Below are 26,559 nucleotides of genomic sequence, written 5' to 3'. Positions count from 1 at the left end.
TTCCGTCCATCCAAACGATTAGATAAACAGGTTCTAATGGGCGATTTTGCCAAGCTACGATATCAGAAGTTATAGCATCAGTTATACGTGAAATGGTCGATTGAGAAACGTCAAAATTGTAGACTTCTCTGATCTGTTCTTCAATATCAGAAACGGACATTCCCTTGGCGTAAAGCGACACAATGACGTTTTCTAAGCCTTCAACCATGCTTTTTCGTTTAGGTATCAGCATCGGATTAAAACTAGCATCACGATCTCTAGGAACCTTTATTTCTTCTTCGCCATAACTCGTTTTTATCTTTTTACTAGAATAACCATTACGCACATTTTCTTGCTTGCGTAAATCATGCTTATCGTAATCCAGGTGAGCATCTAACTCACCTTCTAACATTTTTTCAATCCCTCGCTTTTGTAAGTCTTTGAGAAAGTTTTGGAGTTCATCGCCAGTTTTAAACTGTTTGAAAAAATCATCCGGAAATAGGTCTTTTGTTTCCATAAATATGTAAATATTAAATGTATAAAAAAAATTCTGCTCGATTTTAACCCAAGCAGAATTTTATACTTACACAGTTTTTGGTACAGTGTCGAAATAAACTAAAAGCCGCTCATTGAGCGGCTTTTTTTTATTCACTAAATTTATCTCCTCTGAATATTTTCACAGGATTTCCTCTTGCAATAGACGTTTGATTATTCCATTTTTTTTGAACCAAGTCCTTCAATTTATTGGTTTCAAATCCTTGTAATTTCAATAACAAACGAGTTGTTGCAATTTTTTTGTTCTGATGTTGTGAACGCGAATCCATCGAAACAACTGAAATTCCACTTGGTTGATGTATCGCACGAACAGCCGAATTTACTTTGTTTACATTTTGTCCACCATTTCCAGAGCTTCGCATTGTTTGGTATATAATTTCATTCGGATTGATTGAATTTTCTTTCGGAATTTCTAATTCAAAACAACCAATAAACCAATTTTTTCGTTGATGAAATTTTCGGTATGGACTTTTACCAATCCATAAAATTGCTCCAAGCCAAGTTTTTAAAAACGTGTTTAAATCATTTCCTTCAAGTTCTATAATCACAGATGAAAGTTGATGAAAATCTTTATCCATTTCTCTTTCAATTATGTCAAACTTAATTTCAGATTTTGTGCACGCTTCCGAAAACTTTTTAAAAACATTAGTCACCACAAAATTGCATTCCGCTGGTCCTCTACCCGATGTAAGTTGAATAATTTTTTTCCTCATCATTATTTATCCATTCGTACAATTTTCGGTGTAAAAGTTCCCAACACTTTCACTAATTCAGTCTGTAAATTCATCACCGTTTTTATGTTTTTATATGCCAAAGGTGCTTCATCTACACTTCCGCCAATCAGCTCAATTCCTGCATCTTTCAATTGTGAATTCATAAAACTTTTAGTAATTGTTGATTTACATTTCGCACGCGACATTTTTCGTCCCGCACCATGCGAAGCCGAATTAATACTCAATTCATTTCCCAAACCTTCAACAATGTAACCGTTCGCGGTCATCGAACCTGGAATAATTCCTAAAATTCCTTTTCCAGCTGGCGTCGCTCCTTTACGATGAACAATTCGTTCCGTTCCTTCAACCATTTCTTTCCACGCAAAATTGTGATGATTTTCGATGTTAAAAACGATACGTTTTCCCAAAGCTTTCGCAATTCTTCGGTGAATATCATCGTGACAAGCCTTGGCATATTCGCCAGCCAAATTCATCGCTGCCCAATATTCTTGGCCATCGTACGTGTCCAAATCTAACCAAGCCAAATGCTGAACTTGCTTCGGAAGTGGACATTGTTTCGTCGCCAAATACGTATAATGTTTTGCAATATTTGCACCCAAACCACGCGAACCACTATGCGATAAAACAGCCAAATATTCTCCTGGAATCAAGTTCCATTCAGGTTTTACCTCATCTAATTTCACAATCCCAAATTCAACAAAATGATTCCCTCCACCAGAAGTTCCTAATTGTTGATAAGCTTTTGTTTTTAAACTTTTCAAGATTGGAATTTCATCAAAAATAGAACGTTCAAAAATTTCATGATCCGCTTTTAGTTTATGCGTTTCATACATTCCGAATTTGGTATGATCTTGCAAAATCTGAATCAATTGATGCGATTTTCCTTTCAAAAAACTAGCTGGCAAATCGTAAACCGAAAGACTCATTCTACAACCAATATCCACACCAACTCCATAAGGAATCACCGCATTATCCGTCGCTAAGACACCTCCGATTGGCAATCCATACCCCGAATGCGCATCTGGCATCAAAGCTCCTTTTACCGAAATTGGCAATTTCAATGCATCATATAATTGAAATTTTGCTTGCTCGTCAATTTCATTTTCTCCAAAAATCGAAAAAGGTGAACGCGTTGTTTTTAATTCTTGTAATCTAACCTCAACTGGTTTTATTAATCCTTCCGCAACTTTTCCCCAAATTCCGTGACCGATGTATTTTTCTGGCTCAAGTAAAACTTCTTTTGCTTCGTTAATAATCGTTTGTTTCTTTTCTTTTTTTCTGTATCGATGAATTTGCCCAATTGCAATATTGATCGAATTATTTTTTGGAAAGCCTATTTTTATAAAGTCCTTTCCAGAGATTTTATTTCCCATGATTAATATCTTTTAGATAACTGATGTTCTTTTTCCATCAGCATTTCAGCGATTTCAATCGCTAAATTTTTATTATTAAAAAATTTCCTTTTTGTAAAAGGATTTTTAAATTTTGGTTTTCGTTCATACGAATACCCTCCTCCAACTATTTTCTTTAAAAGGATTCCTTGATTTTTATACTTGTCAAAAAAATGATCGATTTGCGCTTCTTCGCGCTTCAAATCAATATCAAGCGGTTTGTAATACGTAATCATATTTGGTTTTATAATCAATCGAAAACGCCACGGTTGTAGAAATTCATAAATTCCTTTGAAACGTTTTGTCTTGGGATCATACACCTGAATACACACAAAATATAGACGTTCTTCATCATTCAAAATTGAATACGGACCTGAATATTCGTAAGGTTGCAATTGTTTCAACTCTTGAATTCTCTGAACATAAATTCGCTTTCCGTTTCGTTTTCGTTTTTTTACAAACTTTCGCGTTTCTGCATATTGAGAAGTATTTATTTTCTTTAGAATTTGAGTAAAAAACTCAATCTCATTTTCTTTTTTAATATCTTCTCTCAATACAAAATATCGCTCAAAACCTTTTTGACACGGCTCTTTTAAAAGAACAAGCGGAATTTCTTTTTGTTCTTTAAAAATTTCTTTTTGACGTTTATATTTCTCTCTTACATTTTTTTCTTTCGTTGTTTTTACACTTCTTTTCCTCGCTCTTTTTGTTCGTAATTGAGTAGAAAAGAAAATTGAATCTTCCATAAAATGGATTATTTAATTGCAAATAATTATTTTGAAATAATTAGCGCTAACTATTTCTTCTTCGGAAGTTTTTAGAAGTTATTCTGAATCTAGAATGGAATAATAAAAGAAAAAGCCCGAAGAATCCTCCGGGCTTTTGATATAATAAGTAAATTATTTACGATTTATAAGCACGAAGAATGCTCATTGCAAAATCTGTTGCAATAGCTAAAAACTGATATGTCGTTTCTTTGAACATTTTATTTCTTCGTTATTAAATTGTTATACGTTATGATTTTTATCAGTGCAAATTTAAGTCAATAAAATTCACATTTCCAAATCCTTTGTGAAATTTCACTAAAAATAGGGAGAAAAATATTATTGATTTTTAACATTCATTGTATCATACAACGAATAAATTTTTAGATTCTGAATTGTGTTTTTTCCACTAATAATACGAGATTCATTCGGAATTAAATCAAAAAAATTATCATCAAATTGATTATTTTCATCAAGTAAATAAACATCTTTTGCCAAAACATTTGTCGAAATTTCGAATTGGTTATGACTGATCTTTTTGATTTTAATTGTTGATTTTGTTAAAGCTAAATCTTTCGGTTTTTCGAAGAAATAATTTCTCGAATACTTTTCTCCATTTGATTCAAATTCAATTCGAAGAAAAGCTTTAGTTGAAGAAGTTCCTTTCAAAATTTCATCAGTTAATTCCATTATCTTGGTTGAAGAATTTGATAAAATAATTACATCTTTATCATTAGTCCAATGTTTATTTCCATTAAAATCTACCACAGAAAATTTTACTTTTCCTTTCAAATCTTTCAATAAGTCATTTACGATATAAATTTTGTACACATTTTCTTCTTTTTCTACTGAAATTAGCACATTTTCGAAACTTCTTTTCACTTGATAATGTAACGCTTTCCAATTTCCTAATTTATCCAAAGACGACCACGAAGTTACTGGCCAAACGTCATTCAATTGCCAATACAAACTTCCCATATTATAAGGTTTTGCACGTCGATGTGCTTCAATTGCCAACTGAATTCCGCGTGCTTGTAACAATTGAGAAACGTAGTTGTACTGCACAAAATCGGTCGGAACAACATAATCTCGCTGCATATATTCGTTGATTGTTTCCCAACCTTTTGGATGTTTTTGATGCGCTAAAATTATTGCAGAATTTTTACTCAATGTATCTTTTTCAGAAAACATTGATTTCACCGTTTCCAACGTTGGCATTCCTTGAAAACCATATTCAGAAGCAAAACGTGGAACTTTTTTTTCATACGTTTCAAACGGTTCCATTCCCCACCAAACGCCCCAATAATGCGAATCTCCTTGCGTCAAACTTTCTTTTCTTCGCCAACCAATCGAAGGTGAAGACGGCCAATAGCGATTCTCTGATTTTGGTAAAATCGAATCTAAAACATTCGGAATAATATGATGAAAAGTCGTTTGATAATCTTTCCAAATACTCAACGAATCTTGTTTCGACCAGCCCATTTGTTTCTGATATCCCCAATTTTTCCACGCTTCATCAATTTCATTATTTCCACACCAAAGCGCAATAGAAGTATGATTTTTTAGGCGATTCACTTGATCAATTGTTTCTTGTTTTACATTGTTAAGAAAATCTTGATCGCCAGGATAAAAAGCACAAGCGTACATAAAATCTTGCCAAACCAACAAACCTTTTTCGTCGCATAATTCATAAAAATAATCGTCCTCATAAATTCCACCACCCCAAATACGAATCATATTCATATTGGCTTCAACCGAACTATTTATCAACTTTTCATAATCATTTTTTGAAACTCGTGAAACAAAATTATCTTGCGGAATATAATTTGCACCTTTCATATAAGTTGGAATTCCATTCACTTTAAAATAAAACCTAGAGCCAACTTCGTCTTTTTCTTGTACCAATTCTATCGTACGTAAACCAAATTTTAAATACTTAGATATTTGTTCATTCCCTTGTTTAATTTTGAATTGATAATCGTATAAATACTGTTTGCCCATTCCATTTGGCCACCATAATTTTGGATTGTGAATCGTTTCATCAATCGAAAAATGATTAATTCCTTTGGTTAATTTTTGAGTGATTATTTTCTGATTAAAATTAATTTCTACAGCTGTATTTTGTTCCGATTGGATAATAAATTTAAACTTTACTTTCGCTTGATTTTTATCCAATTTGATAATTTCATAAGACAAGTCATTCAGTTTTAAATTATTCCAAGAAATAAGTTCAATTGGTTTATAAATCGCAACCGTAGTCAATCTGATCCCCAATCCCAACCATACTGATATTGCGCTTTTCGAGTAAAAACACGCTCACCTTCTGGTAATTTATATGGAAGAAGATTTGCTAATCGTTTTCCTTCATTAGGCGACGATTTGAATTGTATTTCGAGAATTTTTTTTATCTTTCAGTAAATCTTTGATCGAAAATTCTCACATTCGAAACATATTAATCTCATCCAGAATTAATTTTCAGTTCAGAAAAACTTTTGCATATGTATCCAATCCATTAAATTTTAACTGAATGTTTTGCGCTTTTCGTTCGGCTTCAGTCAAATCAAAAGAAGTTTTGTAGTTCCAATCTTCGTTTTCTACCCATTGCACTTTTGCATCATTAACGTCTTTGTAAGGATTTGGAATAATATTATTTAACATCAAATCGGTATGAACAGAACCAGGAATCTCAGCTTTCAGCCATTTTGAATCTCCTTTTTGTTGAAAAGTCCAATTCTCTAAATTCAAATTTCGAGTCGTTTGAGCAGAAAGTTGAATAAATGTAAAAAAAGTAATAACAAAAAATAGTAATCTCCTCATTTTGTGCTGATTTTCATAAGGATAAAATTAGGTTTAAAATTCATATAAACACAAAAGAGATTATTAAAAACAATTTCTTTTGTTGAATACATAATATAGGCTTCGTTAATTATGGGAATAACGAATATGCTAAACTTAGGTTGACTCGGCTATATTTGAATTTCAGAAAAAAGCAACTGATTATTCAATCGATTTGTACAATCAAGATCAAGCGGAAACTACAAAAAAATGGAAATGATTCTTCTATCAATTTAAAACAAGTTATGCGAGAAGAAAATTTAATGGATTATGATTTTGAAAGTGCTAAATTTAGAATTCAAGAATTACATTCAAACTTTTTCAAAACGCTAAACGAGCATTCTAAGCAAAAACTAACACCTCTTAATTTGAAATATTGTTCGTATATCTATCTTGGTTTAGACACCAAACAAATTGCAACTCTTCTTAATATTGAACCAAAAAGTGTACGAATAACAAAGTATCGTTTGAAACAAAAATTTGGTCTAGTAAAAGAAGATAAATTATATACTTTTTTTCATCGGATAATTGCCTAGATTTATTTTTTAGTAAAAAACACACTTCAACTCTCGTTAATTTATTAAAATATAATTCATAATATTTTTCAAAATACTTGCAGTCTGCACGGAAAAGATTATTTTTGCCTATTCGACAAATAGAATATGAAAAATATCCGTAATTTCTGTATTATCGCCCATATTGACCATGGTAAAAGTACCTTGGCCGATCGTTTATTGCAAGTAACAAACACGATTTCTGATCGTGAGTTACAAAATCAAACTTTAGACGATATGGATTTGGAACGCGAACGCGGAATCACAATTAAATCGCACGCCATCCAAATGGAATATGAAAAAGATGGTGAAAAATATATTTTAAATTTAATTGACACTCCTGGTCACGTAGATTTTTCTTACGAGGTTTCTCGTTCGATTGCCGCTTGTGAAGGAGCTTTGTTAATTGTAGATGCTGCACAAAGTATACAAGCACAAACCATTTCTAACCTTTATTTGGCTTTAGAAAATGATTTGGAAATCATTCCAGTTTTGAACAAAATCGATTTACCTTCTGCAAATCCAGAAGAAGTAACAGACGATATTGTTGATTTGATTGGTTGTGATCCCGAAGATGTTTTGCGTGTAAGTGGAAAAACAGGTGAAGGTGTGTTAGAATTGTTACACACAATTATCGAGAAAGTTCCTGCACCAGTTGGTGATCCAGATGCACCGTTACAAGCCTTGATTTTTGACTCTGTTTATAATCCTTTCCGAGGAATTGAAGCTTTTTACAAAGTGGTAAATGGAGAAATCAAAAAAGGAGATCAAGTAAAATTTATGGCTACTAACAAAAAATATGGTGCCGATGAAATTGGAACATTAAAACTGAATCAAGTTGAGAAGAAAGTCATTAAAACTGGAGATGTAGGTTATATTATTTCTGGAATTAAAGAAGCTTCTGAGGTAAAAGTTGGAGATACAATTACATTAGTTGAAAATCCTGCAAGCGAAGCTATTGATGGTTTCGAGGAAGTAAAACCAATGGTTTTCGCTGGTATTTATCCGGTTGACACAGAAGATTACGAAGATTTGCGTGCTTCTATCGAAAAGTTACGTTTGAATGATGCTTCATTAACTTTTGAAGCTGAATCTTCTGCTGCTTTAGGTTTCGGTTTCCGTTGTGGATTCTTAGGAATGTTACACTTAGAAATTATTCAGGAGCGTTTAGAACGTGAGTTCAACATGACGGTAATTACAACTGTTCCTAACGTTTCGTATGAAGCGTACTTGGAAAAAGATCCAGAAAAAATGATTCCGGTTCATAATCCATCTGAATTACCAGATCCATCAGGATTAAATCGTGTTGAAGAACCATATATTCGAGCAGCAATCATTACAAAATCTGAATTCGTAGGTCCTGTAATGAGTTTATGTATTGAGAAACGTGGTGAATTACAATCTCAAAACTATTTAACTCAACATAGAGTAGAAATGATTTTCAATATGCCTTTGGCTGAAGTTGTTTTCGATTTTTATGATCGATTAAAATCTATTTCAAAAGGATATGCATCGTTTGATTATGCACCTTCTGGAATGAAAGCTTCAAAATTGGTAAAAGTTGACATCATGATTAACGGTGAAGTTGTAGATGCTTTATCTGCCTTAATTCACGTTGATAATGCCTACAATATTGGAAAGAAAATGTGTGAAAAATTACGCGAATTAATTCCTCGTCAACAGTTTGATATTCCAATTCAAGCCGCGATTGGTGCAAAAATTATTGCGCGTGAAACAATCAAAGCATTACGTAAAGACGTTACTGCAAAATGTTATGGTGGTGATATTTCTCGTAAACGTAAGTTATTAGAAAAACAAAAAGCTGGTAAGAAGAAAATGCGTCAAATTGGACGTGTAGAAGTTCCCCAATCTGCATTCTTAGCTGTTTTGAAATTGAATGATTAAAATTCTTTTTATATACCAAAAGCCGTTCTAATGAACGGCTTTTTTTGTAACAATTGGTAAAATATTTATACTAATAAATTAAGCATCAACATTATGAAAAATTTATTAAAATTAGAGCAATTAGCAATTTTAATTGTAACGCTAATCATCTATTATAAACTTGATTATTCCTTGTTTTTGTTTGCAATTCTTTTTCTTGCTCCCGATATTTTTATGTTGGGTTATCTTTTTGGAAATAAGATTGGCGCAATATCTTATAATTTTATTCATAATTATTTTACGACAATTTCATTGATTCTCATTGGTTATTTTTTACACATTGAATGGTGTTTAATGATTGGATTAATTTTTTCCGCTCATATTGCGTTAGATCGTTTTTTAGGATTTGGTCTCAAAAAATATGATGGTTTCAAATCCACTCATTTAGATAATTTATAACATCACAACCTCATCTGTTGAACCTTTTTCTAAAATTTCTGAAATACTTCGCATCGTAATTTCTGAAATTTGTTCCAACGCTTCTTGTGTAAAAAAAGCTTGATGCGCAGTTACCAAAACATTTGGAAAACTCATCAATCGCTGAATCATGTCATCCTGAATAATTTCTGCTGATAAATCTTTGAAGAATAATTTTTCTTCTTGTTCATAAACATCAATTCCCAAATAACCAATTTTATGATTTTTTAAAGCTTCAATCGCTTCATGTGTATTGATTAATCCACCTCTACTCGTATTAATAATCGTTACGCCATCTTTCATCATCGCAATCGTTTCTTGATTAATCATGTAATGATTTTCTGGCGTCAGCGGACAATGCAACGAAATAATATCTGAAGTTTTAAACAACTTATCCAGCTCAACATATTCCACGCCATTATTCATCAATTCTTGATCTGGATACAAATCATAAGCAATAATCTTACATCCAAAACCTTTCGCAATATTGATAAAAGCCTTTCCTATTTTTCCTGTTCCAACAATTCCAATCGTCTTCTGAAAAAGATTAAAACCAAGTAAACCGTTCAATGCAAAATTTTGTTCACGAACACGATTATAAGCTTTATGTGTTTTTCGATTCAATGTTAACAACATCGCCATTGTATGTTCAGCAACAGCCTCGGGAGAATATGCAGGAACACGACAAATTTTAATTCCAAATTCTTTCGCAGCTTCCAAATCGACATTATTAAAACCAGCACATCTCAATGCAATAATTTTAACGCCTTTTTTTGCTAAAATTTCAATAACTTGTCGGTTCACTTTATCATTCACAAACACACAAACAGCATGCTCATCTTCAATCGCGTTTACGATATGCGGACCTAAATGTGTTTCATAAAAATTAAGTTCAAAACCGTAATTTTTATTTTCAGCCTCAAAAAAAGTTTTGTCATAAGGCTTAGACGAAAAGAAAGCTATTTTCATTGAATTATTTTTAACTAATTTATGTTTTTAATTAATTGTAATTTACTTTCTACTTGATTATTATAAAATTTTAAATCATTCAAAATTAATTCATCCTCTATTTTTGATATTTTATTAAAAGCTATAAGCTGATGAATAAAAATTTCTAACTTCGTGAAAATTCAAATTCACACATGAAAAATATACTTTTATCAACGATTACATTAGCTTCTTTTACAGCTTTTGGACAAAATATTTCGAATCAAGCTATTGATAAAGTCACAGAAAATGCAATGAAAGCATTTGATGTTCCTGGAATGTCTGTTGCGGTTATCAAAGACAGGACAATTGTGCATTCGAAAGGTTATGGCGTAAAATCTCTTAAAACGGGAGAAAAAGTTCAGTCGAATACAAATTTTGGCATTGCTTCTAACTCGAAAGCTTTTACAGCAGCTGCTTTGGCGATTTTGGTTGATGAAGGAAATATAAAGTGGGATGATAAAGTGATTACGCACATTCCTGAATTCAAGATGTACAACGATTATGTAACCAAAGAGTTTACAATTCGTGATTTATTAACGCATCGAAGTGGATTAGGTTTGGGTGCTGGAGATTTGATGGTTTGGCCTGATGGACATAATTTCACTCCAAAAGATATTATTTCTAATATTCAGTTTTTAAAACCAGTTTCAGATTTCCGTGTAAAATATGATTACGATAATTTATTATACATTATTGCAGGAGTTGTGATTGAAAGAGTTTCGGGGCAATCTTGGACAGATTTTGTAACAAAAAGATTGTTGGAACCAATTGGAATGACGAATACTGCAGCGAATTGGCATTTGCTAAAAGACAAGAAAAATGCAATTAATCCGCACGTTCCAATTGACGGAAAATTACAAGTGATTGATCGTTATACGAACACCATTTTTGATGCAGCTGCAGGAATTTATTCGAATGTAGATGATCTTGCAAAATGGTTGCAATTCAATTTAGATAAAGGAAAAGTGAATGGAAAACAAATTATTTCGGAAAAACAAATGAACGAAATGATTACACCACAAACTTTACAACCAAATCGTACTACTCCACCTTATAATTCATTATTCAAAGCGTATGGTTTGGGATGGCAATTGCAGGATATGAACGGAAAATTGGAAGTTTCGCATACTGGTGGATTGGAAGGAATTGTAACACAAACGATGTTTTATCCTCAAGAAAAATTAGGAATTGTGATTTTGACTAACCAACAATCGGGTGCAGCTTTCCGAGCAATTTCGAATACAATCAAAGATTTTTACTTAAAAAATCCATCTACAGATTGGGTAAAAACGTATGATGATATGATGAAGAAAAATGTGGAAGAAGCCGATGTTATTACTGATGAAGTTTGGAAAACAGTTGAAGCAAATCAAAAAAATAAAGCCATCAAATTTGATTCAAAAAGCGTAATCGGAACGTATAAAGACAATTGGTTTGGTGATGTTGTAATTTATGAAAAGAAAGGAAAAATCATTTTTGAATCGAAACGTTCGCCTCAATTAACTGGTGAAATGTCATTTTACAAAGACAATACTTTTGCAGTAAAATGGTACAATCGTTATTTCCATGCAGACGCTTTTGTTTATGCAGAAATGAAAGATGGAAAAATGACAGGTTTCAAAATGAGAGCCATTTCTCCGTTAACAGATTTCAGTTACGATTTCCAAGATTTAGATTTTACGAGAAAATAAATTTTAATAAATACTAATCAATTACGAAGTTCGAAATTCGAACTTCGTTTTTTCTATTAAAAATGAAATTCAAAGGTTACGCATATGGGCTAATATCGTCCATATCTTATGGATTAATTCCATTATTTATCCTTCCTATAAAACAAGCAAATTTTTCGATGGATACCACATTATTCTATCGATTCTTTTTTTCTGCATTGATTGTCGGAACATATTTATTCATCAAAAAACAATCATTCAAAATAGATGTGAAACAGATTCCATTTTTAATCATTTTAGGATTATTGTACGGAATCTCAGCGGATGCCTTATTTTTAGGTTATGATTATTTAACTCCTGGAATTGCCTCCACATTATTATTCGTTTATCCGTTGATTGTTGCCATCATAATGGCTGTTTTCTTCAAAGAAAGAATTACAATTTCAACTATTGTAGCCATTGTTTTTGTACTGGCTGGTGTAATTTTACTAAGTTTCAAAGAAGGAAAATTCGAGCTAAATCCAATCGGATTAGGAATTGTTTTTATCAGTGCTTTGGGTTACGGATTATATATTGTGACAGTCAACAAATCGAAAGTACGAGATATAAAAGGCTTTACATTAAGCTTTTATTCGTTTCTATTTACAACGATTTATTACGCAACAAAATGATTATTCACAAAGAATCCTTCATTTTACCATCATTAGAATTAACCTTCAACTTTTTTATATTTGCGTTTGTTACGACAGTTGTTTCGAGCATCGCTTTGATTTATGCAATTAAAAACATTGGTTCTACAGCCACTTCTATTCTTGGCGCATCAGAACCTGTGGTTGCCGTTGCTGTAAGTGTTATGATCTTTGGTGAAGATTTTTCGTTGAGTTTGGCTTTAGGAATTTTTATGATTATTCTAGGCGTGACTCTGAATGTAATTGGTGATGCATATCAACAAAAAAGATTGAAGTAATTGTAAATCCTATTTTTAACTTTGCATCAATGAAACAGAAATTTAATCCTGAAGGTTGGAATCGTATAGAGCATTTTAATATGTTCTCGAAAATGGATAATCCGTATGTCGGAGTTGTTGCGGAGGTTGAATGTTCTAAAGCGTACAAATTTGCCAAAGCAAATAAATTGTCTTTTTTCGCAGTCTATTTACATTGCTCGATGTTGGCAGAAAATAAGATTAATGAGTTTAAATATCGCATCGAAGATGATGAAATTTTTGTGTACGATCATTTAGATTGCGGAACAACAATTGGTAGAAAAGACGGAACTTTTGGTTTTGCGTTGATGAATTTTACCGAAGATTTTAATGCATTTAACGCACAACTTCAAGAGCAAATACAAAGTGTAGAAAATTCGGTTGGTTTGCACATCAAAAATGAAGAAATTACCATTGGCTTGGTTCGTCATTCTACGTTTCCATGGTCGAGATTTACGGGATTAGTGCAACCAAGTAACTTTGGAACAGGAGAATCTATTCCGCGAATTATTTTTGGAAAAGCGTATACGCAAAACGATAAAATGTATATGCCTGTTTCGGTTGAGGCGAATCATGGTTTTGTAGATGGTTTTCATTTGGCAAATTATCTGCAAGAATTTGAAAAAGAATTAGGTAAATATTAGAAATAGTAAAAACGAATTTCGAGTTTCGAAATTCGTTTTTTTTATGGTTTATTCTGATTCTGTTTGTGGTTCATTTATTGGTTCAGGTAAAATTATCTTAATATTTGGAAAATATTTTTTATCTTCTTCTAAAATAAAATCTTTATCATACTCGTAATAATGTGATAATCTTTGCAAAATAAATTGATTAGATTCTAAATCTCTTTGAAATCTAATTTTATAACCTTTTATTTCATCTTCAAAAATATCAGTTTCTTCAAAAGGTACTTTAATTGCTTTATTTATATCTACAAATCCTTCAACAATTTTATCATCTTGATTGACTATTAATTTATAAATTATACCATTTATTTTAGTTTGTAAATATTTGTAATCACTATTCAAATTAATTTCTTTTGTTTCAGAAATATAAATGTACAAGTTATCCTCTGTAAAAATAATTCCTATATTTTCGACATTCAGATGATTTGATTTAGCTATTATAGTTGCTTGTTCTAATGCTTGATAAAAATTTTTATTTTTGATTTCTTTTGGAATCGAATTAATCTTGTTTGTTTGACAACCAAAGAAAAACAAAAGAATTAAAACTGAATAAATATATTTCATACAAGTGTTTTAATTAAAGATAATCAATTCACTGCAACTTTTTTATTTAGTTTTTTTGACCAAGAAAAAATATAAATCGTTCCGATAATTGAAGGCACAATCCAAAAATAAATATTATCTCCAAATCCAGCGCCTGCAACCAAAAACGCTGTTACTGAAGCGATATAAGCACCAACCATTTTTCCAACATGATTCATTGTCCATTTTTTATAATTCTCTGGATTCTTGTAAAAAATAAAATCTCGATAAGACATAAATCCTCCTAAAAATCCAAAAATTAAATACAATAATCCAATAGAATTGTTTGTAAAAAGTGGAAGTAATCCAAAAACAATCATCACAATAGATGTGATAAACATTGTTCCAGAAATGATTTTATCTAAATTATTCGAATAATTTTTGCGTTTATAATTCAGTATTCTATTTCCGATCAAAATCATGTAAATCGTGAAAATACCAATCATTAAAAGGAAAGAGTTGTGGTGATTTGGGAAAGCACAAATGATTAACGAAAGAATAGAACTGACTAACATACCAATCGAAAATATTTTTCCCACTTTTTTATGTGTCGAATTTCCTTTTTTTATGATCATAACAGCAGTTCCAGCAACTAAACCAATTCCTCCGAAAAATGCGTGAATGTAAATAATGATTTTGACTAAATTTTCCATAATGTGTTTATTTATTATGGAATAAAATTAAGTGAAGTCTTTTTTAATTTTAAAAATTATTAACCGAATTGTCGAATTTTACGGATGAATTGTATTACTCTTTTGTTTTCACTATTTCGATAGCATCATTCATCAAATCGAACTCGTAACCTTTGTATGCTAAATATGCTTTTACTTTGTTTATTTTCTTGAAAGATTCGCGCTCAGAAGCTAATAAATTGAACTTTTTCTGCGTTAAATGCAATAAATTATTCCAATATTTATCCAAATCAATTTCCTCCTTAAATGCTTTTTCAATTAATTTTTGATCAATTTGACGCATTTTTAATTCTTGACGAAGACGATTTCTTCCCCACATTTTTTGATTGACTTTTCCTCGAACAAAATTATGAACAAATCGTTCTTCATTCAGGAATCCGTAATGAATTAACTTAAAAAGAATCTCATCTTTCGCTTCTGGAATCAAATCAAAATCGCGTAGTTTTTTTTCCACTTCCCAATGACAACGATCTTGATAAAGACAATATTTTGCCATTTTATCTTTGATTTCATCAATCGTATAAATCTTTTTTGGGTTGTCTTTAGAGAAATTCATGTAACAAAGTTAAGATTTTAATAAGAGAATTAGAAAATGTAAGATGATCAACATCTTTTATCGCTAACCATAACAAAATATTTATATGAAACAATAAGTGGTTTAATAATTTATATATTTGCTGATAACTATTATATCTAAACTATTGAAAACTTCAAGAATATCAATCCTTGATGGATTACGCGTATTTGCAATTCTTATTGTAATTATATCTCATTATTTACATAAATACGATTTACATGGAAATCAATTTCTAGAATTTGTACAAAATTATGGTTATTTTGGAGTTCCATTTTTCTTTGTAATATCAGGATTTGTTATTTTATACTCTCTTGAAACAACAAATAGTTACAAAGATTTTTTGAAAAAAAGATATATTAGATTAGCTCCAGGAATGTTAATTTGTTCTATTATTACATTCAGTTTTTTTAAATTTATATACACTGGAGATGGTTATACTAATTCCAAATCTTTCGCAAATTTATTGATTGCAAATACCTTTATAGACCCCCACGTATTTAATTTACCATCTGGAACTATTAAATATTACTACATTGATGGATCTTATTGGAGTCTCTGGGTTGAAGTTTGTTTTTATTTATTAATAGGTTTTTTATATTTCAAAAATCGACAAAATTATATCCAAAACTTTGTACTTATTTGTGCCATTGGCTTTCCTATTTATTTTATTTTAAGTAGTAGTTTTGTTCATAAATTTTTAGAACCATATCTAAGTACGCCAACCTTAGATTACCTAAAATTAATAAGTAGATGTTTGGTATTATTTAGAGAATGTTTTTGGTTTATGATAGGTATTTTTTTATATAAATTATATCATGATAAGACAGATAAAAAATACATCTTATATATACTTATTTGTGGTATTATATTAGTTTTACAAGATAAGTTAGACATAGGGTTTTCATTTTTAACAATCTTTACTCTTGCTATTTATTTTACCTTTATATATCAACCAAAATACCTTAATTTCTTAACAAACCCTATCATCACAAAAATAGGAGTTAGTTCTTATTCAATATACCTTATTCACAGTTATTTAGGATTAGGAATTATCGAAATGTACAATCATCACATAGGTAGAGAATCGTATGTTATTTACTTTGTTATGATTATTTCAGTAATACTATTTGGACTTTTTAGTTATAAATATTTAGAAAGACCAATTTCAAATTTTATAAAAAAGATCTTATTTAAATAAAAAACTGAATCATTTCTGATTCAGTTTTTTATTATTTATTTTAAATAGTTGAAGGAAAAAATATGAACTTCTCAATTCTAATTTCTCACATCTCAATACTATTTTATTAAGCTTTTTGTAATTCTGCAATATATTCCGTTGGATTCTCAGCATTGAAAACTGCCGAACCAGCAACTAAAGCATCTGCACCAGCTTCTACCAATTTTGATGCATTTTGTACTCCAACTCCTCCATCAATTTCGATGATAACATTTGCATTTGCTTCTGTAATCATTTTTTTCAATTTAGAAACTTTGTTGTAAGTATTTTCAATGAATTTTTGACCTCCAAAACCAGGATTAACACTCATGATTAGAACTAAATCTAAATCGTTAATCACATCTTCTAAAACAGATACTGGTGTATGCGGATTAAGCGCCACTCCTGCTTTCATTCCTTCTGCTTTTATAGCCTGAATTGTACGATGTAAATGTGTACACGCTTCGTAATGTACCGTTAAAATATCTGCGCCAACTTGTTTGAAAGTTGAGATGTAACGATCTGGATCAACAATCATTAAATGTACATCCAAAACTTTATCTGTTAACGAATTTATTTTCTCAATAATTGGCATTCCGTAAGAGATATTCGGAACAAAAACGCCGTCCATTACATCTAAATGAAACCATTCGGCTTGAGAATTATTAACCATTTCGATGTCTTTTGCTAAATTTCCGAAATCGGCTGCTAAAATTGATGGTGCTACTATTGGCATAATCTTATTTGTTGTTTGTTTGTATTTTGTGGTGCAAAGGTAATGAAATAAAAAAATCGTTGAAAACTCAACGATTTATATTTTTTTAGAAATTGTAACCAACTCGAAAGCCTAAGTCTAAGGCAACTCCTGTATTTGTACTCTTTACTTCTGATGTTGTATAATTATCAAAATCATAGTTTGTATATGTTTCTTGATAAAGAGAAAGTCCTAATCCCGTATAAAACTCATAAAAAAAGTTTTGAGCAAAAGAACGTTTAAATCCATAATTGAACGTAATAGAACCTTGTGGATTAACACCTAAATTATCACTATTAGAAATTGTTAACCAATCTGGCGTATAAGTTCCTTTTACAGCAATATAATTCCCAGAATTATTTTTGGTATTTTTTCCTTTGTCAATTCTTCGGTCAAAATTATAATAATAACGTCCTTCTAAAGCTATATTTGTGGTCAAAATATACTCAAAATCACTCCCATAAAAATCGCTATAACTGTATTTAAAACCTCCCAAATAGTCTAAAGATCCTACAGCTGTAAAATTTTCGGATAAAGCTTTTTCATATTGAATTCCGATTCCAATAAAACTAACGTTTGCATTAAACAAATCTGTTGCTTTTTCTTGAGCAAATAGTGAAGTTGATAATAAGAGAGTAAATAATAGTTTTTTCATTTTCAGTGTTAATTAATACAATACGAATATAACAGAAAAAATGATTCAGTAAAATTATTTTTAATCCAAGAAAACTCTATTATCAATAAAGTTATAAGGTTCTTCGTCTTTCAATTCTTCGTTGATAATAAAATGAATCGAATCTTTTGACATAAAAATATAAGTGTAAATATCTGCCATTTCATCAGAATCTCTAAACTCATAATATTCATCACCAATAGTACACCAAACGCCTTCATCTTCAGAAAATGTAACGCAATCATCACTGTGAATGGTCTTAAAGTTAACTGTCATTGTACCGTCAACTTTTCTATTGACCATCCAACTATTTGTTTCACCTTTAAAAAATTTCCCATGATCGGTTCCAGACCAAATTCCAACAAATCGTTCATCTACATCCATAGATTTTATAAATTCTTTAATTTGTTTTTGATCTGTTTTATTCATCATAATTTCTATATTAAAATTAGCTTAAAAGTAGCCAATCTATACTTCTTCTCATCTCAAAAAGACTTAATTTGCAGCTCGGGATAAAAAAACAAATTTATGGAAAATAATATGCTTAATCAACATCCAGCAGATATTGCCGAACAATTAACTGCACTGAACGTAAAAGAAAGAAATATCGCTTTTTACTCGCTTTCGAATGATGATAAAGTTGAAGTATTCTCCTATTTTGAGCCCGATATTCAGTACGAAATTGTAAAAAGTTTGACGGACGAAGATTTAGCTGAAGTTTTGAACAATCTTGATCCTGATGACCGAACAGAACTTTTTGAAAATTTCCCAGATCAATTAATCAAACATTCCATTAATCTTTTAAATCCTGAAGAACGCGCTACAGCACTGAATTTGATTGGATACAAAGAAGATTCGATTGCGCGTTTGATGACGCCAAATTATATTCAGGTAAAAGAACATTATACGGTAAAACAAGTTTTGGCGCATATCAAAAAATATGGAAAGAAAGCGGAAACGTTGACGTATATTTTTATTGTTGATGGAAAAAATAGATTAATTGATGATTTAAAAATTGGCGAAATTCTTTTGGCTGATGAAGATACTAAAGTTGAAGATTTGATCGATCATAATTTTGTTTCAATCAAGACGACGACTCCTTTAGAGGAAGCCTTAGAAGTTTTTGATAAATACGATCGTTCTGCGATGCCAATTGTGACAGAAAATGATGTTTTGGTCGGAATTGTAACCTTCGACGACATCTTGGACCGAATGAAAATGCGTGATACAGAAGATATTCAGAAATTTGGAGGTATGGAAGAATTGGATGTTTCGTATACTAAAACACCTATTGCGGAATTAATCAAAAAGCGCGCAGGTTGGCTGGTTATCTTATTTATTGGCGAAATGTTTACTGCTTCTGCTATGAGTTATTATGACCAAGAAATCGAAAAAGCGGTTGTGTTGGCTTTATTTGTTCCATTGATTATTTCGAGTGGTGGAAATTCTGGTTCTCAAGCGGCTTCACTAATTATCCGAGCAATGGCTTTGGGTGAATTGAAACTAAAAGATTGGTGGTATGTAATGAAGAAAGAGTTTGCTTCGGGATTAATCTTAGGTGCAATTCTAGGATTTGTTGGTTTTATCAGAATCTTAATTTGGCAAAAAACTGGAATTTATAGTTATGGAGAATATTGGCTATATGTAGCTTTAACAGTCGCTTTATCTTTAATCGTCATTGTTTTATGGGGAACACTTTCTGGATCTTTAGTTCCATTTATTTTGAGAAAAATTGGATTTGATCCCGCAACAGCATCCTCGCCTTTCGTCGCAACCTTGGTTGATGTTTCAGGATTGATTATTTATTTTACAATTGCTGCAATTTTACTAAGCGGAAAATTATTATAACAAAAAACTCCAACTAAATTTAGTTGGAGTTTTTCATTTATTTTTTTCTTGTATCAATAAATTCGTACGTTTCATTTTCTTGTTCAAAAGCCATATTAAATGCTTTAAACTTTATCTGATTTTCATTTAAAATCTGAAACTCATAAACATCTGTTGATTCAGAATCTTCGTGGTATTCGTAAAACTTATTATCTTTTACCCACCATTTTCCTTTTTCTATAGAATTTTCTGTTTTTCTTCCTTTCATTTTAGTTTTAAAATCCAAAACAAAAGTTCCGTCTGCATTTCTTGTCATTGCCCATTCTTTAGATAATCCTTTCACTTGATTATCTTTTTCCGAACCTATCCAAATACCTACAAAACGTTCGTCTGCTTCACCATCTGTCTGATCATATGCAAACCCATCTACAGAGCTTTCCATATCAAAGATTTTTTTCATGGTTTTAGCTTTATATACAGAATACTTTTCTTCATAATAATCTGTCAAATTATTACTTTTTTCTTCTGAATATTTAGTCGTTTTAAAACCTCTTGGTAATTTTCCTTTTTCTAATCTATACTCAATTTTATTTTCATTGATTTTATACAAATAAATATCATTGAAGTTTAATTCATTTCCTTCCTCAAAATACTGATTATTATCTGTCCACCAAGTTCCTGTTTCTTTTGCATAAATAGAATCTCGACCACTCAACAACTCAAAATATAAAATAAATGTTCCATCATTTTTACGGTTGATTAACCATTTTCCATCAATAGGATCAGCTTTTGTTTTAGGAATTGAAGAAGACCAAAATCCAACTAAATTTTGATCAACTTTCTTTTGACCGAAAGTATAAGTTGAAAAAAGTATAAGAGTAAATAGTAAAATAAAGTTTCTCATAAAGTGTTTTAGTATTTATAAAAAAAGCAGCTTATTTAGCTGCTTTCTTATGTTTCTATCGTCCAATATACGTTTTCAAAATCTTAGATCTTGAAGTATGTTTTAAACGACGAATTGCTTTTTCTTTAATTTGACGAACACGTTCTCTTGTTAAATCAAACGTTTCTCCAATTTCTTCTAACGTCATTGGATGTTGACCGTTTAATCCGAAGTATAAACGAATTAAATCAGCTTCGCGAGGCGTTAATGTTTGTAATGCACGCTCAATCTCTACACGTAAAGATTCAATCATCAATTGAACGTCTGGAGATGGAGATTCACCAATGTTTAATACATCGTATAAGTTAGAATCTTCTCCTTCTACTAATGGTGCGTCCATTGAGACGTGACGACCAGAGTTTTTCATCGACTCTTTTACATCACCTTCAGACATATCCAAAACTTCAGAAATTTCTTCTGCAGATGGAGCACGTTCATGTTCTTGCTCTAATAAAGCATAGGCTTTATTAATTTTATTGATCGATCCAATTTTATTTAATGGTAAACGTACAATACGAGATTGCTCTGCTAATGCTTGTAAGATAGATTGACGAATCCACCAAACTGCATACGAGATAAATTTGAAACCACGTGTTTCGTCAAAACGTTGTGCAGCTTTAATCAAACCTAAATTTCCTTCATTAATTAAATCTGGTAAACTTAAACCTTGATTTTGATATTGTTTCGCAACAGATACCACGAAACGTAAGTTTGCTTTTGTTAATTTTTCTAAGGCAACACGATCTCCTGCTTTGATACGTTGTGCTAACTCTACTTCCTCCTCCGCTGTAATCAAATCTACTTTACCAATCTCTTGTAAGTATTTATCCAACGACGCAGTTTCACGATTTGTTACCTGCTTTGTAATTTTAAGCTGTCTCATTTAACTAAAACCCTCCTATTATTAATGATTATTATCGATTTCTTTTGGCATTTTATCAACACCACTATATATGTATACGCAGATAACTGAAAAAGGTTACAAAATATTGTAAATTATTTCAGAATTAATATCTTAAAACTTCGTAAATCATTTGAGCAGAGAGTTTCGCTGTCGAGTTATCAACATCAAAAAGCGAATTATATTCAACTAAATCAAATATTTTCACTTTGTTTGAGTTCATTAGAACCTTCAAAATATATTTAACCTGAAAAGGTGTCAAACCATTAATTGTCGTTGCACTTACACCTGGCGCATAAGCTGCATCAAAAACATCCATATCCAACGAAACATAAAGCACATCAAATTGTTGAACAATCGTTTTCAAATCATCTAATACTTTATTCAAATTGAAATGCACTTCATCTGCCAAAATAAAATTAACTCCTATATTTTCAGCACGTTGAAATAATGCTTTCGTATTTCCTAATTCTTGAATACCGATTGGAATATAATTGAACTTCATTTCATTTTCTTCGCAATACTTTGCCATTTCGTAAAAAGGCGTTCCAGAAGTTGATTGCGGATTTGGCGTTCTCAAATCAAAATGCGCATCAAGATTGATAATTCCAATATTTTTGTATGATTTTGCTAAAGCCAAAAAATCACCCAAAGCTGTTTCGTGTCCACCACCAATTACAATCGGAAAATGATTTTGTTGGATAATTTTATCCACTTGATTGATTTGTTCTTCACGTGCAGATTCTAAATTATTATCATCACAATGAATATTTCCAGCATCAAAAATAAAATCAGTTTCGGAAAAATGTAAAGGTAAATTCGCCAAACTTTTTCGAATCAAATCTGGTGAATCTTTCGCACCAATTCTACCCTTATTCCGTTTAACACCTTCTTCCGAACAAAATCCTAACAGTACTTTTGGTTGAACAGATGATGATTCAAATTTATCATAATCAGAAATTACTTGATGAATTCTTAAACCTAATTCTCCATCTTCAGAATCAATTCTTCCTGTCCAAATTTCTTGATTAAATGGTGTTTTTTGCATGATTAATAAAATTTAGGTAACGACAATTTATATTTTACAGTTACAATACGAATCGCAGCGATAATAGCTCCCGAAACAATGAAATTGATATTACGATCTAATCCAAAATTATCAAAAATTAAATACATCACACCTCCTGCGATACATGCCATTGCATAAATTTCTTTCACAAAAACTGTAGGCGTTTTATTCATCAAAACATCGCGCAACATACCACCCATTACAGCGGTCATCATTCCCATCATCACAGAAATAAAATTGTTTGCACCCAAAGAATGTGCTTTCTCTAAACCTACTATTGTAAATAAAGCAATTCCTAATGTGTCGAAAAGCATTAATGTTACTCTTAACCGTGAAAAATATTTGAAAAATAATCCTGCCAATAAAATTCCAGCAAAAACTGCGTAAATGACATTCATATCATTTATCCAAACTAACGGATAACTGTTAAGGAATAAATCGCGTAAAGTTCCGCCACCAACAGCCGTTATAAAAGCAAAGCAAGCAATTCCGAACCAATCGTGTTTTTGTCTTTCATCTCCAGCTAAAGCACCAGAAATTGCGAACACAACTGTTCCGAATAATTCAAAAAAGTATTGAATTTCCATCTATAAAAAATTAGTTCGCTAAGATACGAATCTATAAATTAATGACTTTTAAACTTTGGTAATGATAAATTGTATTTAATTGCAACCAAACGAATTGCGACAATTACAGCTCCCGAAACAAAGAAATTAATATTACGATCAAGTCTCAATTTCCATAAAATCATATAAATAACTGCACCACAAAGACATGCAAACGCGTAAATTTCTTTCTTGAAAATAATAGGAACTTCGTTCAACATCATATCGCGAATAATGGATCCAAAAACCGCGGTGAACATTCCCATTACAGGAGCAATTACGGGATGAATTCCAAGATTCAAGGCTTTTTCTAAGCCAACAATCGTAAACAAAGCAATTCCTAATGTATCAAAAAGCATAAATGTTTTACGAAGTTTAAGTAAAGGCGTATAGAAAATTGCGGCTAAAATAACACCAATCCCTACCGCATAAATAAGATTCACATCCTTTATCCACATAATCTCAACGGAAAGTAAAATATCACGAATTGTACCGCCTCCAATTGAAGTTAGGAAAGCAATAAAGGTTACACCAAACCAATCGTTACCCGATTTTTCATCTGCAGCTAAAGCGCCCGAAATTCCAAAAAAAAGCGTACCAAATAATTCGAAAAAATATTGAATCTCCATTTCTATTGTATTAAATCATATTGTGTTGTGCTCTGTCAAAAATAAACACTTTTTCTTTTTTAACGATGTTTAAATATACAATCGAAAATAAAAAAAGACCAACACATTTGTTAGTCTTTTTGTTAATATTAATAATAATTTGTTTTTTCTAATTGTTTTTCATCAATCGGATCTTCATCCAAATAGCGTTCTAAACTATCATCCAACTCTTTCATCCAAGCTGTGTGATGTTTTTCTGCTTTCGTTTCGTCCATAACTGAGGTATAGGTTTTATCTCGATAAGTTAAAATATTTTCTTCTTTATCTTTTAACCAAGATTTGAACATATTAGCAACTTTATCCAAATCGAACATAGGATAATCAGTTAAATGAATTAAATCCTTCAAATAATCAGTTTGAAAATCAACATGATCATCAGCAGAAATCGATTGTTTTTCATAATCAACCCATTTCTGAATATCTTTTTGAATATCCTGTTTTGAAGGTAAATCAATTCGTCCCAAAATATAATCACGTGCAAACCATGCTTGTGCATCAAACATATTAAATGTGTAATATTGATCCTGCATTCCCAAAAATAACAATTGAGCATTAACATCTGATATTACACCTTTATACATTCCTTCTGGATACAAACAATTTTTTGTTTTTAGACGCAAATTATCTGGTAAAAACGGAAATTTGTGTTGATAACCTGTACACATAATCACTGCATCAAATTCTTTTGATGTTCCGTCTTTGAAAAATGCTTTCTTATCTTCAAAATGTGTGACCAAAGGCAATTCTTCTATTCCATTTGGCCATTTACAATCGATTGGATTTGTACGATAAGAAATTGTGACCGATTTAGTTCCGTGTTTATAGCATTGTACCGCAATATCCTCTGCCGAATAACTACTCCCAATCAATAAAATTTCTTTGCCTCTAAATGGATCAGCTCCACGGAAATCATGCGCATGCATTACATTTCCTGTATAATTCTCGATACCTTTAAAATAAGGCATATTTGGTGTAGAAAAATGCCCAGTTCCGACAATTAAATAATCGAAATACTCTTCGAACGTTTCATTTTTCTTTAAATCATCAAAAACAACGCGAAATTGTTTTTTATCCTCTACATAATCTACCCACCTTGCAACGGTATTAAACTGAATGTACTTTCGCGCATTACTTTGTTTAATTCTCCCTTCTATATAATCGAATAATACTTCTCTAGGTGGATAAGAAGATATTGTTTGCCCAAAGTGTTCAGAAAATGTATAATCTGCAAATTCTAAACATTCTTTTGGTCCATTCGACCATAAATATTTATACATACTGCCATGCAATGGCTCTCCGTATTTACCTACTCCTGTACGCCAAGTGTAGTTCCACATTCCTCCCCAGTTGTCTTGCTTCTCAAAACATTTAATTTCTGGAATTTTGTTACCTTTTTTCTCTTCTGACTCAAATGCTCTTAACATTGCCAAACCACTTGGTCCAGCCCCGATAATGCCTACTTTTAAACTCATGAATTGTTTTTAATTAAACTTATATGAACTACTCAACTATCTCTCGATAGTAATTGATTTTATGTCTGAAACGACCTGATATAGAAACTAACTTCTATAAAAACTGTGTAAAACAGAATAGAATGAGTAATCTAATGATTACAACATATAAAGAGATAGAAAACCTCTTGCTGAATAAATAAAATTTTATTCAAAATTAAATTATTCTTCAATGTACTAAAATTATAGCAGATGGACAAATATTAATAAAACATAATGATAAGCGTAATTATTATGGCGTTCCCTTCGGTCGGGCTATCCGTTCCAATCTTTTGTAGAAGAAGATTAGAAGTGATTATAGAAAATACAATTCTTACAAAAGGATTTCCACTACTATCCCTAACGCGGGTTTTAAGTTCTGAGTTATAAGTTTTGAGTAATAAGTTATAAGATGTAAGATTTAAGGCTTACAAGAATAGAAGTAAAAGTTGAAATATCCCCTTGAGGGGATTATAGGGGTGTCTTCGAGTTATGAATAGTAAGTTCTGAGTTAGTTGTAAAAAGGAAGCTTCTTGTTTTATAAAACATAGTTTGGAGATGCGTTGAAGTAAAACTTACATTTTACTTAATACTTTGTACATTGTACATTGTACAAAAAGTATAACCACAAAAAAAGCCTCAAGAAATAAATCTTGAGGCTTTTAATAAAAACTGGCGACGACCTACTCTCCCGTAAGTAACAGTACCATCGGCGCAGGCAGGCTTAACTTCTCTGTTCGGAATGGGAAGAGGTGAGCCCTGCAGCTATAGTCACCCTAATATTTTTGTATAGGTCTTAGTTCCTAGTATATTTTGACATTATTGAGTTTTTGTAGTATGTCTTATGTCTAATTGTATTAAGTTATTCTTAATACTTTGTACATAAGACATTTTACATTTATACAATCTTTTGGTATTACTTCATTAATCCAAATAAGATTAACTAACCTTCTCTATGACGATTAAATCAATCTTAGTATTTAATCTTTTTAATTGTTGATATTGCTATCATTATCTTTGATTCGTTGTACTTTTTAAGAAAAAGTCTATGGGTAATT

29 protein-coding genes and 1 rRNA gene are annotated in these 26,559 nt (G+C 31.2%); 9 read left to right on the top strand and 21 right to left on the bottom strand.

What is annotated here, in order from left to right:
- The 7 genes from B4J88_RS01225 to B4J88_RS01200 all read right to left on the bottom strand — a co-directional run.
- Nucleotides 1-496 (bottom strand): transposase (locus B4J88_RS01225; RefSeq protein ID WP_291065955.1); only part of this gene is annotated, 496 nt, incomplete at its 3' end.
- 127 nt (nucleotides 497-623) lie between these two features.
- Nucleotides 624-1,250 (bottom strand): peptide chain release factor H, encoded by a 627-nt coding sequence (gene prfH, locus B4J88_RS01220; RefSeq protein WP_260392007.1) that lies wholly within the window; start codon nucleotides 1,248-1,250, stop codon nucleotides 624-626.
- On the bottom strand, nucleotides 1,250-2,641 hold the full coding sequence (locus B4J88_RS01215) for an RtcB family protein (protein WP_291065953.1): 1,392 nt from the start codon (nucleotides 2,639-2,641) through the stop codon (nucleotides 1,250-1,252). The genes prfH and B4J88_RS01215 overlap by 1 nt, the downstream gene beginning before the upstream one ends.
- A gap of 2 nt (nucleotides 2,642-2,643) precedes the next feature.
- Nucleotides 2,644-3,405 carry a hypothetical protein gene (locus B4J88_RS01210; RefSeq protein ID WP_125350038.1) on the bottom strand — a complete coding sequence of 254 codons (762 nt, stop codon included), beginning with the start codon at nucleotides 3,403-3,405 and terminating at the stop codon, nucleotides 2,644-2,646.
- 357 nt (nucleotides 3,406-3,762) lie between these two features.
- The gene (locus tag B4J88_RS01205) at nucleotides 3,763-5,703 is read right to left on the bottom strand and encodes a beta-mannosidase (RefSeq protein ID WP_291065951.1); all 1,941 of its coding nucleotides are present in this window, start codon (nucleotides 5,701-5,703) and stop codon (nucleotides 3,763-3,765) included.
- A complete protein-coding gene (locus B4J88_RS15185) occupies nucleotides 5,682-5,813 on the bottom strand; it encodes a glycosyl hydrolase 2 galactose-binding domain-containing protein (protein ID WP_409410938.1) in 132 nt (43 codons plus the stop codon). The genes B4J88_RS01205 and B4J88_RS15185 overlap by 22 nt, the downstream gene beginning before the upstream one ends.
- An 85-nt stretch (nucleotides 5,814-5,898) precedes the next feature.
- Complete coding sequence (locus tag B4J88_RS01200) at nucleotides 5,899-6,240, bottom strand: glycosyl hydrolase 2 galactose-binding domain-containing protein (protein WP_291065949.1); 342 nt, start codon at nucleotides 6,238-6,240, stop codon at nucleotides 5,899-5,901.
- A gap of 263 nt (nucleotides 6,241-6,503) precedes the next feature.
- On the opposite strand from B4J88_RS01200, the gene B4J88_RS01195 reads away from it, so the two are divergent.
- From B4J88_RS01195 to B4J88_RS01185, 3 genes are all read left to right on the top strand, one after another.
- Nucleotides 6,504-6,794 carry a helix-turn-helix transcriptional regulator gene (locus B4J88_RS01195; RefSeq protein WP_219035376.1) on the top strand — a complete coding sequence of 97 codons (291 nt, stop codon included), beginning with the start codon at nucleotides 6,504-6,506 and terminating at the stop codon, nucleotides 6,792-6,794.
- Nucleotides 6,795-6,920: 126 nt separating this feature from the next.
- Entirely contained in the window at nucleotides 6,921-8,717 is a 1,797-nt protein-coding gene (lepA, locus tag B4J88_RS01190; protein WP_038332533.1) for a translation elongation factor 4, read from the top strand.
- A 93-nt stretch (nucleotides 8,718-8,810) separates the two neighbouring features.
- Nucleotides 8,811-9,155, top strand: coding sequence for a DUF4260 domain-containing protein (locus B4J88_RS01185; protein ID WP_286495883.1), 345 nt, complete (start codon nucleotides 8,811-8,813; stop codon nucleotides 9,153-9,155).
- Here the strand turns inward: B4J88_RS01185 and B4J88_RS01180 are convergent.
- Nucleotides 9,150-10,142, bottom strand: coding sequence for a 2-hydroxyacid dehydrogenase (locus B4J88_RS01180; RefSeq protein WP_286495882.1), 993 nt, complete (start codon nucleotides 10,140-10,142; stop codon nucleotides 9,150-9,152). The two genes, B4J88_RS01185 and B4J88_RS01180, sit on opposite strands and share 6 nt — an antisense overlap.
- 173 nt (nucleotides 10,143-10,315) lie before the next feature.
- Here B4J88_RS01180 and B4J88_RS01175 point away from each other — a divergent pair, with 173 nt between their 5' ends.
- The 4 genes from B4J88_RS01175 (at nucleotide 10,316) to B4J88_RS01160 (ending at nucleotide 13,462) form a co-directional block, all read left to right on the top strand.
- Nucleotides 10,316-11,854 (top strand): serine hydrolase, encoded by a 1,539-nt coding sequence (locus tag B4J88_RS01175; protein WP_291065947.1) that lies wholly within the window; start codon nucleotides 10,316-10,318, stop codon nucleotides 11,852-11,854.
- Between the two features lie 62 nt (nucleotides 11,855-11,916).
- The gene (locus B4J88_RS01170; protein ID WP_260392006.1) at nucleotides 11,917-12,504 is read left to right on the top strand and encodes a DMT family transporter; all 588 of its coding nucleotides are present in this window, start codon (nucleotides 11,917-11,919) and stop codon (nucleotides 12,502-12,504) included.
- The gene (locus B4J88_RS01165) at nucleotides 12,501-12,800 is read left to right on the top strand and encodes a DMT family transporter (protein WP_260392005.1); all 300 of its coding nucleotides are present in this window, start codon (nucleotides 12,501-12,503) and stop codon (nucleotides 12,798-12,800) included. Before B4J88_RS01170 ends, B4J88_RS01165 begins: the two co-directional genes overlap by 4 nt.
- 29 nt (nucleotides 12,801-12,829) lie before the next feature.
- Nucleotides 12,830-13,462 (top strand): CatA-like O-acetyltransferase, encoded by a 633-nt coding sequence (locus tag B4J88_RS01160; RefSeq protein WP_125350032.1) that lies wholly within the window; start codon nucleotides 12,830-12,832, stop codon nucleotides 13,460-13,462.
- 48 nt (nucleotides 13,463-13,510) lie between these two features.
- On the opposite strand, the gene B4J88_RS01155 is transcribed toward B4J88_RS01160, so the two are convergent.
- From B4J88_RS01155 to B4J88_RS01145, 3 genes are all read right to left on the bottom strand, one after another.
- Nucleotides 13,511-14,068, bottom strand: a complete 558-nt coding sequence (locus tag B4J88_RS01155; RefSeq protein WP_280036968.1) for a hypothetical protein — start codon at nucleotides 14,066-14,068, stop codon at nucleotides 13,511-13,513.
- Nucleotides 14,069-14,091: 23 nt separating this feature from the next.
- Nucleotides 14,092-14,739 (bottom strand): hypothetical protein, encoded by a 648-nt coding sequence (locus B4J88_RS01150; RefSeq protein WP_291065944.1) that lies wholly within the window; start codon nucleotides 14,737-14,739, stop codon nucleotides 14,092-14,094.
- 94 nt (nucleotides 14,740-14,833) lie between these two features.
- On the bottom strand, nucleotides 14,834-15,334 hold the full coding sequence (locus B4J88_RS01145) for a regulatory protein RecX (protein WP_291065942.1): 501 nt from the start codon (nucleotides 15,332-15,334) through the stop codon (nucleotides 14,834-14,836).
- A gap of 145 nt (nucleotides 15,335-15,479) precedes the next feature.
- On the opposite strand from B4J88_RS01145, the gene B4J88_RS01140 reads away from it, so the two are divergent.
- A complete protein-coding gene (locus B4J88_RS01140) occupies nucleotides 15,480-16,553 on the top strand; it encodes an acyltransferase family protein (protein WP_181816250.1) in 1,074 nt (357 codons plus the stop codon).
- 106 nt (nucleotides 16,554-16,659) lie between these two features.
- Here the strand turns inward: B4J88_RS01140 and rpe are convergent, their stop codons facing one another.
- The 3 genes from rpe to B4J88_RS01125 all read right to left on the bottom strand — a co-directional run bounded on the left by rpe (nucleotide 16,660) and on the right by B4J88_RS01125 (nucleotide 18,430).
- Entirely contained in the window at nucleotides 16,660-17,307 is a 648-nt protein-coding gene (gene rpe, locus B4J88_RS01135; RefSeq protein WP_125350028.1) for a ribulose-phosphate 3-epimerase, read from the bottom strand.
- A gap of 85 nt (nucleotides 17,308-17,392) precedes the next feature.
- Nucleotides 17,393-17,980: a hypothetical protein gene (locus B4J88_RS01130; protein ID WP_114997834.1), complete on the bottom strand. Its 588-nt coding sequence runs from the start codon at nucleotides 17,978-17,980 to the stop codon at nucleotides 17,393-17,395.
- A 60-nt stretch (nucleotides 17,981-18,040) separates the two neighbouring features.
- A complete protein-coding gene (locus tag B4J88_RS01125) occupies nucleotides 18,041-18,430 on the bottom strand; it encodes a hypothetical protein (RefSeq protein WP_219035270.1) in 390 nt (129 codons plus the stop codon).
- A 96-nt stretch (nucleotides 18,431-18,526) separates the two neighbouring features.
- Between B4J88_RS01125 and mgtE the strand changes: the two genes are divergently transcribed.
- Complete coding sequence (mgtE, locus tag B4J88_RS01120) at nucleotides 18,527-19,846, top strand: magnesium transporter (protein ID WP_114997840.1); 1,320 nt, start codon at nucleotides 18,527-18,529, stop codon at nucleotides 19,844-19,846.
- A 37-nt stretch (nucleotides 19,847-19,883) separates the two neighbouring features.
- Here mgtE and B4J88_RS01115 read toward each other — a convergent pair whose 3' ends face one another.
- The 7 genes from B4J88_RS01115 to rrf form a co-directional block, all read right to left on the bottom strand.
- Nucleotides 19,884-20,729 (bottom strand): lipocalin family protein, encoded by an 846-nt coding sequence (locus B4J88_RS01115; protein ID WP_219035271.1) that lies wholly within the window; start codon nucleotides 20,727-20,729, stop codon nucleotides 19,884-19,886.
- A gap of 55 nt (nucleotides 20,730-20,784) precedes the next feature.
- The gene (locus tag B4J88_RS01110) at nucleotides 20,785-21,651 is read right to left on the bottom strand and encodes a sigma-70 family RNA polymerase sigma factor (RefSeq protein ID WP_019975176.1); all 867 of its coding nucleotides are present in this window, start codon (nucleotides 21,649-21,651) and stop codon (nucleotides 20,785-20,787) included.
- Nucleotides 21,652-21,775: 124 nt separating this feature from the next.
- Nucleotides 21,776-22,717: a formimidoylglutamase gene (gene hutG / locus B4J88_RS01105; protein WP_291065938.1), complete on the bottom strand. Its 942-nt coding sequence runs from the start codon at nucleotides 22,715-22,717 to the stop codon at nucleotides 21,776-21,778.
- A gap of 2 nt (nucleotides 22,718-22,719) precedes the next feature.
- Nucleotides 22,720-23,325: a trimeric intracellular cation channel family protein gene (locus B4J88_RS01100; RefSeq protein WP_280045189.1), complete on the bottom strand. Its 606-nt coding sequence runs from the start codon at nucleotides 23,323-23,325 to the stop codon at nucleotides 22,720-22,722.
- Between the two features lie 38 nt (nucleotides 23,326-23,363).
- Nucleotides 23,364-23,972: a trimeric intracellular cation channel family protein gene (locus B4J88_RS01095; RefSeq protein WP_291065936.1), complete on the bottom strand. Its 609-nt coding sequence runs from the start codon at nucleotides 23,970-23,972 to the stop codon at nucleotides 23,364-23,366.
- A gap of 128 nt (nucleotides 23,973-24,100) precedes the next feature.
- A complete protein-coding gene (locus B4J88_RS01090; protein WP_291065934.1) occupies nucleotides 24,101-25,483 on the bottom strand; it encodes an NAD(P)-binding domain-containing protein in 1,383 nt (460 codons plus the stop codon).
- Nucleotides 25,484-26,171: 688 nt separating this feature from the next.
- Nucleotides 26,172-26,280, bottom strand: a 5S ribosomal RNA gene (rrf, locus tag B4J88_RS01085).
- Nucleotides 26,281-26,559: the final 279 nt, after the last annotated feature.

The sequence above is a fragment of the Empedobacter sp. UBA5036 genome, assembly GCF_002415215.1.
In the GTDB taxonomy this organism is placed as follows: domain Bacteria; phylum Bacteroidota; class Bacteroidia; order Flavobacteriales; family Weeksellaceae; genus Empedobacter; species Empedobacter falsenii_B.
This window is presented reverse-complemented; position numbering and strand designations above follow the sequence as displayed.